Genomic DNA, 17,051 nt, shown 5'->3' with positions numbered 1-17,051 from the left:
ATAGGAGATTTTTTTTATTTGGGCCATGAAAACACATCATAATTTAACAGATATAGTAAATACAAGAGATTGTATTTTTCATGTTAACTTCTTTGCAACGCTAGTGACGTTCGGGCCTCTTATTTTCAACTGCCAGCTTCTTTTCATTCCCTACTACTCGATATAACAGTCCCAAACGTCTTCTAATCGGGCAGAGGGGCGGAAATTAGCCGAAATAGCAGTCTCAAAAAGCTCTTATCCACCGTAGGGTTAGGCGAGCGGTGCCCTTAGAACGTCTACCGCCTGCTGCCTGAACTAGCTCCTAGCTGTCTGCCGCCTTCTCCAGTCCCCGGCTACCAGTTACCCCGCTCTCTCCAGTCCCCAGCCACCAGCTACAGCCGCCTGCTACCGGCTACCCGCCGCCTTTCACAGAACTCCCGCCGCCCTTATTTGCCGGCCAGTTTGTCCGCGTAGGCGTCGTTCATTTCCTTGACGATTTTTTGCAGGTTGGCGTCGTCCTTCAGTTTTTTGATGAAGTCGTCGTATGCCTGCATCGTTTCCTGACCGAGAATGACTTTGACGCGCATGTCGTCGACCTTTTTCTTGATATCCGGCATCAGCTTCGTGTTGGAATCGGAGATGAGCCCGAACGCCGGGTTCGGCACGACGATTTTTTTGCGGTCGTTCAAAATCGACTGGTTGCGCGCGTAGATGTCCTTCGTCGTTAAAGACGGATCGCCCAGCACCTGCTCGTCGCTCAGCTTCAGGAAAATATATTGGAAGCCCTGATCGACCTTGTCTTTCGTAAATTGGTCGGTCGGTACCTTCAGTCCGTCCTTCTCGTTAAAGTGCACGCCCTTCACGCCGTAGTTCGCCAGCTCGTTTCCTTCCGGACTGTAGCCGTAGTCGAGAAACGCGAGCAGCTTCTTTACCTTCGCCTCCGGCACCTTTTTCGGAATCAGGAAATGTCCGTAAAATGGCGCTCCCGACGGCACGAATTTGCTGCCTTTCGGACCGGCCAGCGACGTCAGCGGGATCAGCTCCGCTTTCGGCTCGATCTTCTGAATTTCCTTCGTGCGGGTGAGGGCGTTGTTCATCGCGTATCCGGCGCCGCCAGCTTTGCCCGCCTGAAGCGTGTCGTTGATTTGCGAAAACTTCATGATCGCGAAGTCGGGCGGGAACAGACCGGCGTCGTAAGCCTTTTTCAGCCAGAGCAGCGCATCCCGCGACGCATCCTCGGTAATGATCGGGTACAGCTTGCCGTCGCGTTGCTTCCACGCGCCCTGCGTATCGTTATAAACGTTGTAGACGAAGCCCATATACTGAACGCTGGCCGAGTACGGAATCGTGTCGGCTTTGCCGTTGCCGTCGGGGTCCTTGTCCTTGAACGCCTGAAGCGTTTCGAAAAACTGGTCCATCGTTTCCGGCATTTTCAGGTTCAGCTTGTCGAGCCAGTCCTTGCGCAGCATCGGGAAAACGCCGCCGCCGTGCGTCGGGTAATAGCGAGGCACCGAATAGTTTTTGCCGGCGATTTTGGACGTCTCCCACATATCCTTGAGCGCGGGGTTCGACAAGTTTTTGTAATCTTTAATATACGGGGTCAAATCCCAGAAGACGCCCTGCTTGATCATCGTACGGATTTGCTGGTTGTCCATGTCCTCGACGAACGTAATGTCGGGAAGGTTGCCGGAGGCGTACAGCACGTTGAACTTGTCTTCGGCCGTCGTGGCAGGCACCCAGTCGATTTTCAGCTTCGTGTTCGTCCGTTTTTCGAACTCCTTCACGATGGCGTTGTTGTCGTCCGGGAACTCGGTGCCGTAGCTAAGCGTGTTCATCGTAATTTCGGTGATCTCCGCCTTGCCCTTGTCTCCGTCCGCCGTTTTGTCGCTGCCCGAGCTGCCCCCAGTGGAGCCGCATGCCGAAACGACGAGCGACGCACCGATCAGGACGGCGCCTGCGGCTTTGAAGCTAAGCTTGCTTTTGTTCATAAATCGTGACCTCCCGTATGAGTTATTGTACAACAAATCCGGATTATGTGATCATTCTTTGACAGAGCCGACCATTGCCCCTTTGGCAAAGTGCTTCTGCAAGAACGGATACACCAGCATGATCGGCACCGTCGCGATAACGACGGCGGCCATTTTGAGCGTCTCGGACGGCAGCTTGCGGTTCGCCCGGAAGTCGGCCACATTCGCGTTCGACGTGCTTGGATCGACGAGCATGTTTTGCAGGATGACCTGCAGCGGCCATTTGTGCTGATCGTTGATGAACATAATCGCGTTGAAAAACGTATTCCAGTAGCCGACCGCGAAAAACAGTCCGAAGGCGACCAAAGCGGGAAGCGATAGCGGCAAAATGATGCGGAACCAGATGCCGATCTCGTTGGCCCCGTCGATGCGGGCCGCCTCCTCGAGACTGTCCGGGATGCTGTCGAAAAAGCCTTTCATCAGCAGCACGTACCAGCCGCCGGTAAGCGCCGGCACGATCAGCGACCAGATGCTGTCGATCAGCCCGAGCTGACGGACGACGAGGTACGACGGAATGAGTCCCGGCTGGAACAGCATCGTGAACAGGACGGCGAACAGGATGACTCTGCGGAACCGCAGCCTTTTGCGCGAAACGGCGTAGGCGAGCCCCGACGTTACGACCAGGCTGAACGCGGTGCCGACCGTAGCCAGAAAGGCGCTGTTGCCGAAAGCGGTCATGAACGTATCTGTCGACAGCAAGTAGCGGTACGCGTCCAGCGTCCATTTTTCGGGAAACAGAATGAGTGGCTTCTGGTAATATTCGGTCGGATCGGTAAACGATAATATAAATGTGTAGTAGATCGGAAACAGCGAAACGAGGCTGATAAGCGCGAGAGCGAAGACGTTCCCCGCTTCGAAAACCCGGTCCCCCATACTTGTGCGTCTATGCATGCGAATCTCCCTTCCGGCGTTGTGTTAGTAGACGCCCTCATCGCCGAACCGTTTCGCCAGCTTGTTGGCGGCGACGACGAGGACGATGCCGACGATCGATTTGAACAGCCCGATCGCGGTGCTGTAGCTGAACTGGCCCTGCTGAACGCCGTTTCGGTACACGTACGTGTCGAACACATCGGCTACTGAGGAGACAGCGCCGTTCATCATCAGATACACCTGTTCGAAGCCGACGTCCATGACGGAGCCGAGCCGGAGAATGAACAGGATGACGATCACGTTGCGGATCGCCGGCAGCGTAATATGCCACATTTTGCGAAACCGTCCCGCTCCGTCGACGACTGCTGCCTCATACAGCTGCGGATCGACGCCGGCGATCGCGGCCAGGAAGATGATCGTGCCCCAGCCCGCTTCCTTCCACATAACCTGGGCGGTGAGCAGTCCCCAGAACATGTTCGAGTCGGTCAAAAAGCCGACCCGCTCGCCGCCGAGGGCGAACATGATTTTGTTGACGAGCCCTTCCGACTGCGACAGCATCAAATACGTCAAGCCGGAGATAAGCACCCAAGACAAAAAGTGCGGGATGTAGATGACCGTTTGCACGAACCGCTTGTACGCCATGCTGCGCAGCTCGTTCAGCATTAGCGACAGCACGATCGGCAGCGGGAAAAAGAAGACGAGGTTCATCAAGCTGATCATCATCGTATTGCGCAGCAGCAGGAGGAAGTCGTCGTTCGAGAAAAAGCGCTGAAAATGCTCGAGCCCTACCCATTCGCTGTGCAAAATGCCGAGGTACGGCGAATAGTTCTGAAAGGCGATCACGAGGCCGCCTACGGGAACGTACTTGAAGATGAGAAAATAAACGATGCCGGGCAGCGCGAGCAAGTACAAGTATTTGTCGCGGGCCAGATCGGCGAGCAGACGGCTGCGCTTTGCGCCAGTCTGGGTGCGGACCGCCCGGTCGGGTGCGCCGGCTGCCGCGTTCGTATCGGTATTCACTATCGGCCATCCTCCTGTCTTTCGTTCTATTTCGGAGTCCCAGCAAGGAATCGGGCTTCGTAAAAACGCCTCGCTTTTTGGGGCGGGTTAAGCGTAACGCCGTTAGCCAATTTCCGGCAATGGTAACCTTTTGATCAAAGAAAATGCCGCAGCGGCGCGGATTTCCGGCGATAGCATTGTTTTGCAGACGCTTGCGGGCAGCCACCGCTATAGGCTAAAATGATCCATACAGGAAACGGTTACACGGGACAGGAGGCCGGAAAGGGGGGAGCGGGCATGAAAAAAACGGAGTTTCGCAAAGGCTCGTTATATTGGAAAAGTCTCGTGCTCGTGCTCGTCATTACGAGCCTTCCGGCGCTCCTGATCGGAATCGGGGCGTATAATCTCGGAGCGGAGCCGATCGTCCGCGAGCTGAACGAGGCCCACCAGGTACAGCTTAACCAGTCGATCCAGCGGGTCGACGAATACTTGTCCCATCTCGAGCTGTTCTCCGCGCAGCTGGCCTTTAACCCCGAGTTCGACGAATCGCTCGCCGGGATGAACTTCGCGGAGCAGTTCCAGAAGACGAGGGATTTGTACCGCTCGCTGGCGCTTATGAAGGATGGCAATCCGCTCGTTTTTGACGTGGCGCTTTATTTGGACAATACGGATAAGCTGATAAGCGACCATTGGGGAGTCCGCACGATCGGCGGAGGGGACGACGAGTTATCGTTCCGGCGGCTGCTTAGCTCGGACCGCAAAATTTATTGGACCGACGACATGCCGCAGGCAGGCTCGGGCGAAACGCATTTTCGCGGTGTCGTGACGAAGCTGTACGCAAGCGGCAGCGATCGGCCGTTCGGCGCGTTTCTGATTTATTTGCAGCAAGGGGCGCTGGACGGGATGGTGAGACGGCTCGCTTCCGAAGGCGGGACCGCCTTCCTGATGGACCGCGAAGGGCAAGTCATCGCGTCGGACGACGCCGGGGATATTGGGCTGCGACATGCGATGGTGCGCCGCATTTTGCCGGCGAACACGTTCAAGGATACGTTCGTATACGACTACGGCGGCATGAGCTATTCCGTCTCCTTCGGACAGCTATCCCGGCTCGGCAACGACTGGACCTATGTGTCGGCAACGCCACTGTCGACCATTACCGCCCCGGTGAACGCCATGTCGCGCATGATCGTAGCCGTTAGCGTCTTCGGTCTTGCCCTGGCGCTGCTGCTCTCGTGGTTCGCGTGGGGACGCATTTACAATCCAATCCGTCGGCTCGTCGGCTTGTTTCCGTTCGCGAAGGAGACGGGAGGCGACCGGCTGAATGAGATCGCCTTTATCGAGAAGCAGTGGCAGCGCCACCTCGACGAGAACGAGGTGCTGCAGCAGCGGCTCCGGCAGTCGCTGCCGTCGCTCAGGGAAGGCTTCCTGCTGCAATATTTGCAGGGACGGATTATGCCGGCCTCGGAGAAGGAGATCGCGGAGAAGCTTCGCCAGTACGACTGGCATGTCGAAGGGAAGCGGTTTGCGATTCTGGTCGCGGGACTGTACGGGAGAGGCGCGCCGGAGACGAAATTTTCCGATCGCGACGGACAACTGATCGATTACGCGGCGTCCAACATCGTGCAGGAGCTGTGTCGATCGGCGGCGGAATATGCCCATGCGATCAATTTTCAGGATTCGACGGTAGGCGTGCTGCTCGTGCTGAATCCGATTGAGGCGGCCGATCGGGCGAAGGAGAAGCTGCTGGCGCTTGCCGGAGACATCGCGTCCGCGGTCAGCGGACTGCTGAAAGTAAACGTGGCGGTCGCAGCCAGCAAGCTGAACGAGTCGGTGCTGGAGCTGCCGGAAATGCTGGAGGAAACGTCGAAGACGCTGCGTATGCGCGATCCGAACGAAAAGGCGGACATTCTCGACGTCGAGGATATGATGCCCGATCTCGGCCAGCACGTCGAATTTCCGCTGGAGCTGGAGAAGGAAATTATCGGGGCGATGCGGCTGGGGCTTCAGGAGGAAGCGGCGGCGGGCGTCCGGCAGTTCGCAGAGGCGATCCGCAGCAAGGCGGGCACGCAGATGCACATCCAGCAGGGGATGCTGAAGCTGCTGGGCAGCGCTTATGACGCCATGTTCCGCTCGGGCGTTAATCCGGGCAGCGTTTACGGAGGGGCGCATTTGTACGAGGAGCTGATGGTGATTCGCGATCCCGAGGAGATGATCCGCTGGTTCACGTCGTCGGTTATCGAGCCGTTCGTCCGCTCCGTCTCCGGCGCGCTCGATCCAGATACGCGCCGTCTCGTCGAGCAGGTGACCGGACAGCTTCACGACGAGCTGTCGCGCGACGTATCGCTCGAGATGTACGCCGACCGGTTCGGCGTCAGCCCGTTCAAGCTGAGCCGGGCTTTCAAGCAGGTGACGGGCGTTAATTTTATCGACTATTTGACTTCGCTGCGCATCGAGAAATGCAAAGAGCTGCTCGTAACGACCGACATGAAAATTGCCGATATCGCCGAGACGCTGCGGTACCAGCCGTCGTACTTGATTCGTCTGTTCAAAAAAAGCACGGAGCTGACGCCCGGCCAGTTTCGCGAGAAGCATTCGCGCGGCGCGGTGTAAGGGGAAGCGTAAATAAAACCGGCAGGAAAACGGTTCCTACCGGCTACCTTGATAAGGCGCGATACATGCCCGATCGGATTGTACAAAGGGACAGTTTTGATAGAGCTCAAGCGACAGTTCGGGTTTCAACTCGTTATGGGAAAACGACCTTAGTGGGATCGGCTCTAAATGTGTCGGTTCCGTCGCCGAGTTGACCCAGGCCGTTCTTTCCCCACATATAAACGGTTCCGTCCTCTTTAATAGCGGCGTCAAATTGATTGCCGGAACTTACAGAGCGGATATCCGACAAGCCTTTGACTTGTACAGGTAGCGTATACTGGGAACGACTAGGAAGAGAATCCTTTTCAGATTCCACCAGAGATCCCCATAGCCACACGGTGCCATCCTTCTTGAGCGCAAGGCTGTGATCAAACCCGGCGGAAATATCGATAATGTCGGTAAGTCCATCAATTTGGACAGGTACGTCTACTCTGGCAAAGGTTCTGGTTTCGAGGTTAAGGCCGGTATTGGGTTCTTGTCCCAATTGACCATAGAAATTGTAGCCCCAAGCCCAAACCGTCCCATCCTTTTTTAAAGCCAATTGATGTTGGGTATTCGCTCCGCTTGTAATTTTTAAAACATCCGTTAAACCTTCTACTTTAGTTGGCGAGTTTGACAGGACAAATGGAATCTCCAGCCCTCTTTTTTCTTTCAGATCCCAGGTCCACACAGTCCCGTCCTCTTTAAGGACGGTAAGATTGTTTTGCTGAGATTGTGCCATATCTATTATTTTATCTAGCTTTTCTACGACTTTCGGTTCAAGATCGTCCGTAGACCTGCCCTTTTCGGATACCGGAAGGCCCCATATCCACAATTTTCCCCCTTTGTCCAGGGCCGCATTTAAATAGTGGGACGATGAAACCTTTATGATGTTGTCCAACTTCGGTATTTTAAGCGCCTCCAGCAAGTAGGAGCCGCTTACACCGTCCTCTTTGTGGACGGTCCCTCTTCCCCATGACCATACGGTCCCATCCTCCTTTACCGCCAACGCATCGAGCATACCGTAAGAAACATGAGTCACCTTATCTAGCCCGGGCACTGTCTGGGGAATACCCGGTGAAGGGAACATTCCCCCGTTAAACCATTTATACATACTTCCCCAATACCATACGTTTCCTTGATCATCCAGCATGGTCGCTTCATGGTGAGCTGCTTCAATTTGTTGAGCTTTCGGTTTTGCGGCTCCATTTTCCGTGATTCCGGTTTCTTTAGCCCAAGCATAAGAACTAAAACAACCGCTAGCCAGGATAATGGTTAGTGCTGCTGTCCGTGCATTTTTAATGACATTTCTCATCTTTTCCTCTCCCTCCGACTTTGGAATACAAATCCAGTCATATCCATTAGACGGAAATAAAGAGGTAAAGTTTCTAAAATATAGGAAAAATTACAAACCGATCGATTGGCATCTACAGGTGGCCAAGTATATTTTTATGCATGAAGTTTCACTCCTTTGGGCAGACGGCCATATGCTGGAGCAAGGCATAGATGAAGGAGTGGATTCGGTTTGCATAAAATGACGCTGGAGCTGGCAAAATCACTCATTGCGGCGGCGGAACAGAAGGCGCGGGAGCTAGGTCTCGCGAGCGATATTGCGATTGTCGACGACGGGGGCAATCTCGTCGCCTTTCACCGGATGGATAACGCCCGCATTGCGGGCATCGTCATCTCTCAGGATAAGGCTTGGACGAGTGTAGCGATGAAAATGCCGACAGCGAATCTGGCCCAAGCGGCTGCGCCCGGCGGGCCGTCGTTCGGCATCAACACGACGAATAACGGACGGCTTGTCATTTTGGGCGGAGGCATTCCGCTGGTTAAGGACAAAGTGGTCATCGGGGGCATCGGCGTAAGCGGGGGGACGAGCGCCCAAGACATCGAAGTGGCGAATGCGGCTGTGCAAGCTTTTGAAAGCAAACGCGACTTGGGCGGCTCGCAGCTGGGAACAGTCCGGATCGGTACGGGTTATATCGGTTATCCGGTTTATCCGCAGCAATAAAGGATTACGGGCGGCTCCGGAGCGGCAGCAGCCTTCTCCAGAACGTCCGTTTCGGAGCAGGATGCCGGGCGGAACGCGGAAGGAGCATGGCCTGCGGAACAACCGTCAACGCGTATTCGTTTCCGGAAGCGCTTGTCCGCTCCGCCGGAGCCGGGATGGCAGCCCCGGAAGGCATGACGGTCGTCCATTCCGGCGCGGGCGACTCGAACGAGGCGGCGGCTTCGTCCTGTGATGAAGGCAGAGGGGGCAGCCGCTGCTCGAGCTGCTCCAGCCGTTTTAACAGCATATGAGTTTCGTTCTCCAGCTCCAGAATTTGCTCTTGCAGTATTTTCAGCGAAAGCTTCACCTTCCGAGGCGTTTCCTGTACTCCTTCAGGGCGATCCGACGACTGCGGCGACAAAGGCTGAGCTGCGGCGGCAACGGTGGTGATCGACTGCTGTTCCATAAGGTACGGCCTCCTTCATAATAAGGTAAGAGTCGATAAGGTAACTTTCATATTACAGGAAATGATCCAAAGATACTGTCGAAGAGCGCTGTCAACGATCCGATATTAAGCGCGGGTGCTGTCTGCTTTTCGGGGGGAAAAACGTCCGTCCGCCCGGTCCGATCTGTGGTATGATAGGAGTAATTTCACAGCGGAACATAAGGGGGCGGATACATGAATGCGGAAACCGATCGCCAGCAGCAGGCGTCCTCAGGGCCTGCGGAGCAAGGGGCGGGGGCTGCAGGGGATGCTTTTCTGGTTGACCCGAACGACAAAAAGGCGGTACGGCAATCGATTCTGAAGCTGGCCGGCCCTTCTCTCGTCGAGATGATGCTTGCGAATTTTACGCAGATGCTCAGCATGATTATGGTTGGACGGTTAAGTCCTGAGGCGGTGGCGACGGTCGGGCTGACCAATCAGCCTTTTTTTCTTTTGCTGGCGCTTTTTTCGACGCTGAATGTAGGCACTACCGTTATCGTCGCCCGTTCGATCGGCTCGGGTAAGCTGGAGGAGGCGAACCGGGCGGCCGGACAGGCGTTTCTGCTGAACATCGTGCTCTCGGTCGTCATGATCGCGCTGAGCTATACGTTCGCCGCCGACTTCCTCAGGCTGATGGGTGGCGAGGAGGACGTTGTGGCGCATGGTCTCGTTTATGCTAAAATCGTCTTTTTGTCGCTTGGCTTTACGACGATCTCGATGTCGTTTTCAGCTACGCTGCGCGGCGCCGGAGATACGCGGACCCCGATGAAGATCAATGTCGTCGCCAACATTCTCGTCGTGCTGATCGGCTACCCGCTCATTTACGGAATCGGCAGCTACGGCGGCATGGGCATCACCGGAGCGGCGGTGGCGACGATTGTGGCGCAGGGCGTATCGATGACGTGGGTGACGATCGTCATGTTCAGCGGCAAGTTCAAAGTCCGGCTCGATCTGCGGCATCTGCTCCGGCTGGACCGGGAGATGATCGCCCGGATCGGCAAAATCGGTTTCCCGTCCGCGCTCGAGCAGATCGTCATGCGGCTCGGCATGCTCATCTTCTTCAAGGTGGCGGCCAGTCTCGGGACGATGGCCATCGCGGCGACGCAAATTGCCTTCAGCATATTCGGTCTTTCGTTCATGCCCGGGATGGCGTTTGCGATTGCGGCCTCCACGCTGGTCGGGCAGGCGCTCGGCGCGCGCAATCCGGAGCTGGCCGAGAAGTACGGCTGGCAGGTGCGCAAAATCGGCATTTACGTAGCCGGAGCGATCGGCGTAGGATTTATTTTGTTTGCGCCATACATTATGATGCTGTACACGGTTGAGCCGGAAATTATCGAGAAGGGCGCCCTGTCGATCCGTATTATGGGCTTCATCCAGGTGTCGCAGGCGACGCAGTTTATACTGAGCGGCGCGCTTCGCGGCGCGGGAGATACGCGTTATCCGCTGTATTCGACGTTTATCGGGGTATGGGGGTTCCGGGTCGTGCTCAGCCTGCTGTTCGTGTACGTCTTGGGCATGGATCTTTACGGTATATGGCTGGCGGCGGCGGCTGACCAGTTTGTGCGTTCTTTTTTGATTTTGAAACGTTTCAAGAAAGGGGCATGGAAGACGCTCCGGGTATAACTGGTTTATGGAGAGGGAGGCCAAAATCGGGCCGTTTCGTTACCGAGAAGGTAACGGGCGGCCTTTTTGGCGTCTAAGCCGCTCGGTGGCGGGGGGTGGCTTTAGCGGAACTCGAGGTTCCGCTAAAGCTTCGCAGGCGGAAGTGGAAGTTCCGCTAGAGCCGGAGGAACGCCACTGGCGGGGGGCGATAGAGGAAGCAAAAGTCGCAATGGCCGCTGTCCGCCCGGGTAAAACCGGGCAAGCTGGGCCATAACGGAAGCGGGGCTTCCGCTAAGCCGCTTCGGCGGCCTGTTGCCGCCCAGCGGTTACAGCCCCTTAGCCCGCAGCAGGTCGCGCCCGGCGCTCAGCCTGGATATGTCCGTGCCGGGCGCATACTCGAGGATGAGCTGGCAGTCCGGGGCGAGGGCTAGTGCCGCCCAGACAGGCCCCCACTCGATGGTGCCTTCCCCGATCGGCAGATGCTCGTCCGCTTCGCCGTGATTGTCGTGCAGATGGACACAGCCGAGCCGGGGAGCCGTTTGCCGCAGCAGGGCGGGAATATCCCAGCCGTTAATATGGGCGTGTCCGGTATCGACCAGGTAGACGGCGACAGCGGCATCGAGCCGTTCGACGAAACGCACGTATTCGTCTTGGGTAAATAACGAGCTTCCGCCGTAGCCGACATTTTCGATCGCCAGCTTGACTCCCAGTGGAGCGGCGATCTCGCACAGCCGGGAAACCGACTCCTCTGCTCGCTTAGCCGCCGTCTCGCTATCGAATGCGGGCGAGAAGCGGAACCCGGGATGAATGACGACATGCGTCGCTCCGATCCGCCCCGCGAATTCGATCGATTTGCGATACTCCTCGAACGAGGCGTCGCGAATCGCCCGGTTTTCGCTCGTCAAATTCGTATCCCACGCCGGCGGGTGGACCGTATACGCCGCTTTTGTCGTCTGCACGAACGTGGCGACACGATCCATCGCCGCCTCCATCTCGTCCCACGGTTCGCCGTCGAGCAGCAGCTCGATATGCGCCGTCCCTTCCCGCAGCAGCGTCTCCACGTTAGGCTCCGTCATCTTGCCGAGCAGCGGCAGGTCCGAATAGCTGATGATTCTGCTCAAATGTATCCCATCCTTTGCTCCTTATGTCTGAGGGTCAGTTTGATACTAGCCTTGAGGCGGCCGCCGCGCAATTTACAAGTTTTCGTTTTTTGTACATTCGTTTGGAAAGCTTGCAGCCGGCGTCCCCGAAAAAAGTCCGTGCGCCGAAAGCGATCCGAAAGCCTGTCCCCGAGCGAGCGGCCGTTAATCCGCTGCCCACGGCGTCCGCCGCCAGAAAGGAAATTGCCATTTCTTACGATAGTATGCAAACGTTACGACCGGCCGGATAACTGCAAGCAATCGTGAAACGTGTGTATAGGGCACGCCCGGCAGCCCGGTATACACTTGGGGAGAAGTTTCGGCTAAGGAGGCTGACTCACAATGGAAGAGAAGGGCAGGCAAGCATCGAAGCATTTCGGCGAGTTTCGTCCGGAAGGAAACGGAATCGGGTACGACGGGGGCGAGGACAAGAGCGGCAAATCTGCAGGCGGAGGAAGCGGAAAGCTGTGGAGTCGCAGAGAGATGATCGCTGCGCTTGGCGCAGCAGGCGTAACGGTGGCGGCGCAAACGGTGCTGGGCGGGAAAGAGCTGTACGCCGGAGGCGGCCCGGTTTCGGCATCGGTGTACGGCGGGGGGCCGGGCAGAGGCGGGGAGCGGCCGGATGGCCACGCGCGGCTCGATTGGCTGAACGTAAGCAAGTACGGTGCGAAGGGCGACGGAAGCCATGACGACTCCGATGCGATCCAGCAGGCGCTTCACCTGGCTCGCGATGCCGGAGGCGGCGTCGTATACGTGCCGCAAGGCATCTACAAGCTCACGCGGATGCTGCGCATATACCGGGGCACGAAGCTGATGCTGCACCATGCGGCGATCATGCTCCGCTGCCACGACGACAGCTTCCTGTTAAACGGCGACGTGGGCGCGTTGTACGACGGCTATGAGGGACACGGCGACATTGCGATCGAAGGCGGCACGTGGGACGGCAACATTTTGCAGTATCCCGACGCTTATGTCGGCTTCAACTTCGGCCATGCCTGCCATGTCGTCGTCCGCGACGTAACGATTAAGGATGTCGTATGGGCGCATGCGATCGAGATTAACGCCAGCCGCGACGTACTCATCGAGCATTGCCGGTTTCTCGGCTACAAAAATGCGAGCGACGGTTCGCGTTATTTTTCCGAAGCGATCCAGATCGACGTCCCGACCCCGCTCAGCTTCGGAGCGTTCGGCAAACACGACGGAACGCCTTGCCGGCATATTACGATTCGCGATTGTAACTTCGGAGCTAGCGGGACGGCGGGAACGGCCGCCTGGGCCGCTGGCGTCGGGACGCACGGAGCGATTCACGACGTCTGGTCCAGCGATATTTCAATCGTGAACAATACGTTCGAAGGGCTGACGTACTGGGCGATCCGGCTGTTCAAGTGGAACCGCTGCCTGGTGGAGGGCAATCTGCTTCTGAACTGCGGCGGCGGTATTACAATGAGCACTCCGTCCCCAAACAGCGAGTCGACGAAGGACAAAAACGGCGTGCAGCGCGGAACGCCTCAGGCGGGAAGCGGCATCCGGATCGCGGGCAACATTATTGCCGGCGGAGCGGCCTATGGCGGCATCGGCTGTTACGGAGACCCTCAGGCGATGGTGGGGGATGTCTCGATCACCGATAACTTCGTCTACGATGCGGGAGCGAACAAACACGGCATTACCGTATCGTGGTGCCGCGGCGCCATCGTGGAGCGGAATACCGTGAACAACGCCCGCCGCGGGGTGTACGTGGACAACTCGGCCGAATGTCAGGTCGCGGGCAACCGCATCTCCGCCATTACGGTGAACGGCATCGAATCGGCGAAGTCGGCCGATGTGGCGATTTGCGACAACGACGTGCGCGATTGCGGTTTTTACGGCATCTCCGCAAGCGAAACGTCGCGCTTCCGTATCGACCGCAATACGGTCCGCAGCGCCAGCTTGACCGAGCACGTTCGGTATGACGGCATTGTCGTAAACGGAAGCAACAAGGACGGCGTCGTGCGGGACAACATCGTCCGCAAAGCCGCTTCGGGCAACCAAAACCGGTACGGCCTGCAAATCGCCGCAAGCAGCGAACGGATCGAGACGGGCGGCAATGCGCTGGATGGCGCAACCGCTCCATACCGCAACAATTCCGCTACATCGGCCGATCAACTGCGCCTGTATACGGCGGCTGGGGTGGGCTACAAAGTAACCGTAGACACATCGGGCGCCTTGACGGCAGTTTTACTATAACCATATTCCAGGAGGAAATAGAACCATGAAGAAGTGGATTGGAGCAGCGGCAGTAAGCGTACTCGCATCGGCCCTATTGGCGGGATGCGGAGGAGCGGGAGGTGCAGGGGCGGGCAAAACGGCGTCGGGCGACACCAATAAAACGGAGGTCAAGGAAGCGAAGAAGGCGGACCCGGTCACGATCACGATCGGGGTGCGGGCGACCGGTTACTTGACCGAGGACGAAATTCAGCGTTATATCGTGCAGCCGGTAAGCAAAAAGTATCCGCATATTACGATCAACCGGATCGTGCTCGACGACAAAACGAATTCGTTCGAAAATCTGCTGGCCGCAGGCTCCTTGCCGGACATCATTTTCCATACGTCGCTGCTGCTCCCGGACTTGAAGCGGCTCAAGGTCGACCAGGATTTGACGGCGGGACTGAAAACGGCGAACGTGGATTTGACGAAGTTTAACGCGACGGCGCTGGATGCGATCAAAATTACGAGCGAAAACGACTTTTTGATGGGAATCCCGTACACGATGCATTTCAACGCGCTTTATTATAACAAAGACATTTTCGACAAGTTCGGGGCGGCTTATCCGAAGGACGGCATGACGTGGCAGGATGTGACCGAGCTGGCCAAAAAGGTGACGCGCAAGGAAGATACGGTGCAGTACCGGGGGTTCGAGCCGGATTCGATCTACCGTGCGGGATCCCAGCTCGGGCTGCCGCTGATCGAGCCGAAAACGTTCAAATCGCTCGGCAATACGGACGATTGGAAGAAGGTCGTGCAGATGGCGAAGGACGTCTACGATATTCCCGGCAACGGAACGATCCAGACGTTCAGCTCGGGGGTAAACGCTTTCGTCAAAGACCGCAAGCTGGCGATGCTGGCCGGGTTGAACTGGCTGCCGAACCTGGCCGAGGTGAAGGATCAGTTTACGAATTGGGATCTCGCTTCGTATCCGACATGGCCAGGTAAGCCGGGCATCGGCACCCAGATCGACCTGCATGTCATGGTCGTTCCGAGCACAAGCAAGCATAAGGAAGCGGCGCTGCAGGTAATCGAGACGGTCGTCTCCGACGAGGTGCAGTCGGATATGGCCAAAAACGGCCGGGTGTCGGTGCTGAAGGACAAAAAGTACCAGGACACGTTCGCCCAAAACCTCGACTTCGTCAAAGGCAAAAACATACCGGCCATCTTCAAATCGGCGCCGACCAAGCCGTTCCCGTCGACGATCCATGCGAACAAGGCGTTCAATGAAATTACGAAGGTGATGACCCAGGTAACGAAAAACAACATCGACGTGAATACGGCGCTGCGCAGCTACGATGAATTGATGGACAAATATATCGCCGAGCAGGGCAAATAATCCGGATTCGATTTCGGATATGGCGAAATCGTAAATCCCGCAATCCGGCAATCCTTTCTGGTATAATGCTGCCAAGAAGAACGTATCCGGCAACAGAAGGAGGCAAAAGTCCCGTGACGGTCAAAGCCCGCAAGCGAATCGCCGCCGGTGCGGTCCTGCTTCTCATCGCAGGCTCGCTGGCCTGGTTCGGCAGCCGACCTACGAATAGCGCGAAGCCTGAAGGCGGGCCGCCGGCCTTCCTCACGCAAGGAATGCCAATCATGAGCAGGCCCGTGGAGCTGACGTTTCTTGCCGGGAAGTCGGCGACCAGCGCCTCCAGTTGGGACGACGTGCTTGTCTGGAAGCATTATGCCGGGATGTCGAATATGCGCATCCGGTTTCAGCTCGTGCCGTTCGAGAGCCTGGGCGAGACGAGAAAGCTGATGCTGGCGACGGGCAACTACCCGGACGCCTTCTACGCGGGCCGCCTGACCGCCGCCGAGCTGATGAAGTACGGCAAGGAAGGCGTGCTCGTCCCGCTCGAGGACCTGATCGACAAGTACGCGCCGAATATTCGGGCGCTGCTGGGGCGTTACCCGGATTTGCGCAATTCGCTCACGATGCCGGACGGACACATTTATTCCGTTCCGTCTTACTACGATCCCGACTTTTTGTCGATGCTAATCGGCACGCCGCTGTGGATTAACCGGAAGTGGCTGGAAACGCTGCATATGCCGGAGCCGCAAACGACGGACGAGCTGTACGCCTACTTGAAGGCTGTCAAGGAGCGCGACCCGAACGGAAACGGCGTGGCGGATGAAATTCCTTACGGAAGCATCGGTATCAACGTGCTGCTGCATCAGCTGAAAGGGGCGTGGGGGCTCGGCAATCGGGGTCTCGCCAATGTGAATGTCGACTGGGATGAGAAATCCGGCCGTCTCCGCTTCATTCCCGCCGACCCGGCTTACAAGGAATTGCTCGAATATGTGCATATGCTGTATGCCGAAGGGCTGATCGAGAAAGATATATTCACGATCGGCAGCGGCGAGTTTTATGCGAAAGGGGCGCTCGGCGTATACGGTTCGGCCGTTATGCCGAATCCGTTCACGTTGATGAAGATGACGGGTTATGTCGGCGCTCCCGCGCTGCAAGGGCCGCACGGCGACCGGCTGTATTCCCACGTCAAGCCGCCGCTCGCTCATATCGGCGCGTTTGCCGTTACGAACAAAAACAAATACCCGGAGGCAACGCTCAGGTGGATCGACTATTTGTTCGGCGACGAGGGCAGCAAGCTGTTCTTCATGGGCGTTCCGTCCGTGAGTTACGAGGAAACGCCGGACGGAGAGCTGCGCTATGTGGAGCCGATTACCGCCAGTCCCGACGGTTTGACGATGGAGCAGGCGCTGACGCCGTATGTGACCTGGCTCGGCGGCAGCTATCCCGGGTATGCGCGCGCGCCGCTGTTCAAAGGCTCGGAAAGCTTGCCCGAGTCGCTGGCCGCGGCGGAGAAAGTGAAGCCGTATGCGGTCAAGGAAATATGGCCGCCGTTTAACTTCAGCCCGGGAAGCCTCGGCACGGAAATTACGTCGTACGTGCAAAGCATGCAGTACAAGTTCATTACCGGAGAAGTGCCGTTCACCGATTGGGACAAATATATCGGGAATTTGAAAATGATCGGTCTGGACAGCTACATGCAGCAGTATAATGAAGCTTTTCAAGCTTATTCGCGCAGCAAATAAGCAAAACGAACCGGACTAGGGCGTGATGGCAA

12 protein-coding genes are annotated in these 17,051 nt (G+C 57.0%); 6 read left to right on the top strand and 6 right to left on the bottom strand.

Annotated elements, in window-relative coordinates; all coding sequences use genetic code 11:
* Window positions 1-425: 425 nt before the first annotated feature.
* From D7M11_RS28195 to D7M11_RS28185, 3 genes are read right to left on the bottom strand one after another with little or no spacing between them, the layout of a single operon-like run.
* Window positions 426-1,967 carry an extracellular solute-binding protein gene (locus tag D7M11_RS28195; protein ID WP_120750608.1) on the bottom strand — a complete coding sequence of 514 codons (1,542 nt, stop codon included), beginning with the start codon at window positions 1,965-1,967 and terminating at the stop codon, window positions 426-428.
* 51 nt (window positions 1,968-2,018) lie between these two features.
* Entirely contained in the window at window positions 2,019-2,897 is an 879-nt protein-coding gene (locus tag D7M11_RS28190; RefSeq protein ID WP_120750607.1) for a carbohydrate ABC transporter permease, read from the bottom strand.
* Between the two features lie 24 nt (window positions 2,898-2,921).
* Window positions 2,922-3,899, bottom strand: coding sequence for an ABC transporter permease (locus tag D7M11_RS28185; RefSeq protein WP_420818446.1), 978 nt, complete (start codon window positions 3,897-3,899; stop codon window positions 2,922-2,924).
* Between the two features lie 273 nt (window positions 3,900-4,172).
* Here D7M11_RS28185 and D7M11_RS28180 point away from each other — a divergent pair, with 273 nt between their 5' ends.
* A complete protein-coding gene (locus D7M11_RS28180; protein WP_158606874.1) occupies window positions 4,173-6,485 on the top strand; it encodes an AraC family transcriptional regulator in 2,313 nt (770 codons plus the stop codon).
* A 133-nt stretch (window positions 6,486-6,618) separates the two neighbouring features.
* Here D7M11_RS28180 and D7M11_RS28175 read toward each other — a convergent pair whose 3' ends face one another.
* Window positions 6,619-7,818: an RCC1 domain-containing protein gene (locus tag D7M11_RS28175; RefSeq protein WP_120750605.1), complete on the bottom strand. Its 1,200-nt coding sequence runs from the start codon at window positions 7,816-7,818 to the stop codon at window positions 6,619-6,621.
* Between the two features lie 219 nt (window positions 7,819-8,037).
* On the opposite strand from D7M11_RS28175, the gene D7M11_RS28165 reads away from it, so the two are divergent.
* Complete coding sequence (locus D7M11_RS28165; protein ID WP_420818445.1) at window positions 8,038-8,517, top strand: GlcG/HbpS family heme-binding protein; 480 nt, start codon at window positions 8,038-8,040, stop codon at window positions 8,515-8,517.
* A 4-nt stretch (window positions 8,518-8,521) separates the two neighbouring features.
* Here the strand turns inward: D7M11_RS28165 and D7M11_RS28160 are convergent, their stop codons facing one another.
* Window positions 8,522-8,962: a hypothetical protein gene (locus D7M11_RS28160; protein ID WP_120750602.1), complete on the bottom strand. Its 441-nt coding sequence runs from the start codon at window positions 8,960-8,962 to the stop codon at window positions 8,522-8,524.
* Window positions 8,963-9,175: 213 nt separating this feature from the next.
* Here D7M11_RS28160 and D7M11_RS28155 point away from each other — a divergent pair, with 213 nt between their 5' ends.
* Window positions 9,176-10,603 carry an MATE family efflux transporter gene (locus D7M11_RS28155; RefSeq protein ID WP_120750601.1) on the top strand — a complete coding sequence of 476 codons (1,428 nt, stop codon included), beginning with the start codon at window positions 9,176-9,178 and terminating at the stop codon, window positions 10,601-10,603.
* Window positions 10,604-10,908: 305 nt separating this feature from the next.
* Here the strand turns inward: D7M11_RS28155 and D7M11_RS28145 are convergent, their stop codons facing one another.
* Window positions 10,909-11,703, bottom strand: coding sequence for a sugar phosphate isomerase/epimerase family protein (locus tag D7M11_RS28145; protein WP_120750599.1), 795 nt, complete (start codon window positions 11,701-11,703; stop codon window positions 10,909-10,911).
* Window positions 11,704-12,063: 360 nt separating this feature from the next.
* Between D7M11_RS28145 and D7M11_RS28135 the strand changes: the two genes are divergently transcribed.
* From D7M11_RS28135 to D7M11_RS28125, 3 genes are all read left to right on the top strand, one after another.
* A complete protein-coding gene (locus D7M11_RS28135; RefSeq protein WP_120750597.1) occupies window positions 12,064-13,944 on the top strand; it encodes a right-handed parallel beta-helix repeat-containing protein in 1,881 nt (626 codons plus the stop codon).
* Between the two features lie 25 nt (window positions 13,945-13,969).
* Entirely contained in the window at window positions 13,970-15,301 is a 1,332-nt protein-coding gene (locus D7M11_RS28130; protein ID WP_120750596.1) for an ABC transporter substrate-binding protein, read from the top strand.
* Between the two features lie 113 nt (window positions 15,302-15,414).
* On the top strand, window positions 15,415-17,019 hold the full coding sequence (locus tag D7M11_RS28125) for an extracellular solute-binding protein (protein WP_240041340.1): 1,605 nt from the start codon (window positions 15,415-15,417) through the stop codon (window positions 17,017-17,019).
* Window positions 17,020-17,051 lie beyond the last annotated feature (32 nt).

The sequence above is a fragment of the Paenibacillus ginsengarvi genome, assembly GCF_003626695.1.
In the GTDB taxonomy this organism is placed as follows: domain Bacteria; phylum Bacillota; class Bacilli; order Paenibacillales; family NBRC-103111; genus Paenibacillus_AB; species Paenibacillus_AB ginsengarvi.
This window is presented reverse-complemented; position numbering and strand designations above follow the sequence as displayed.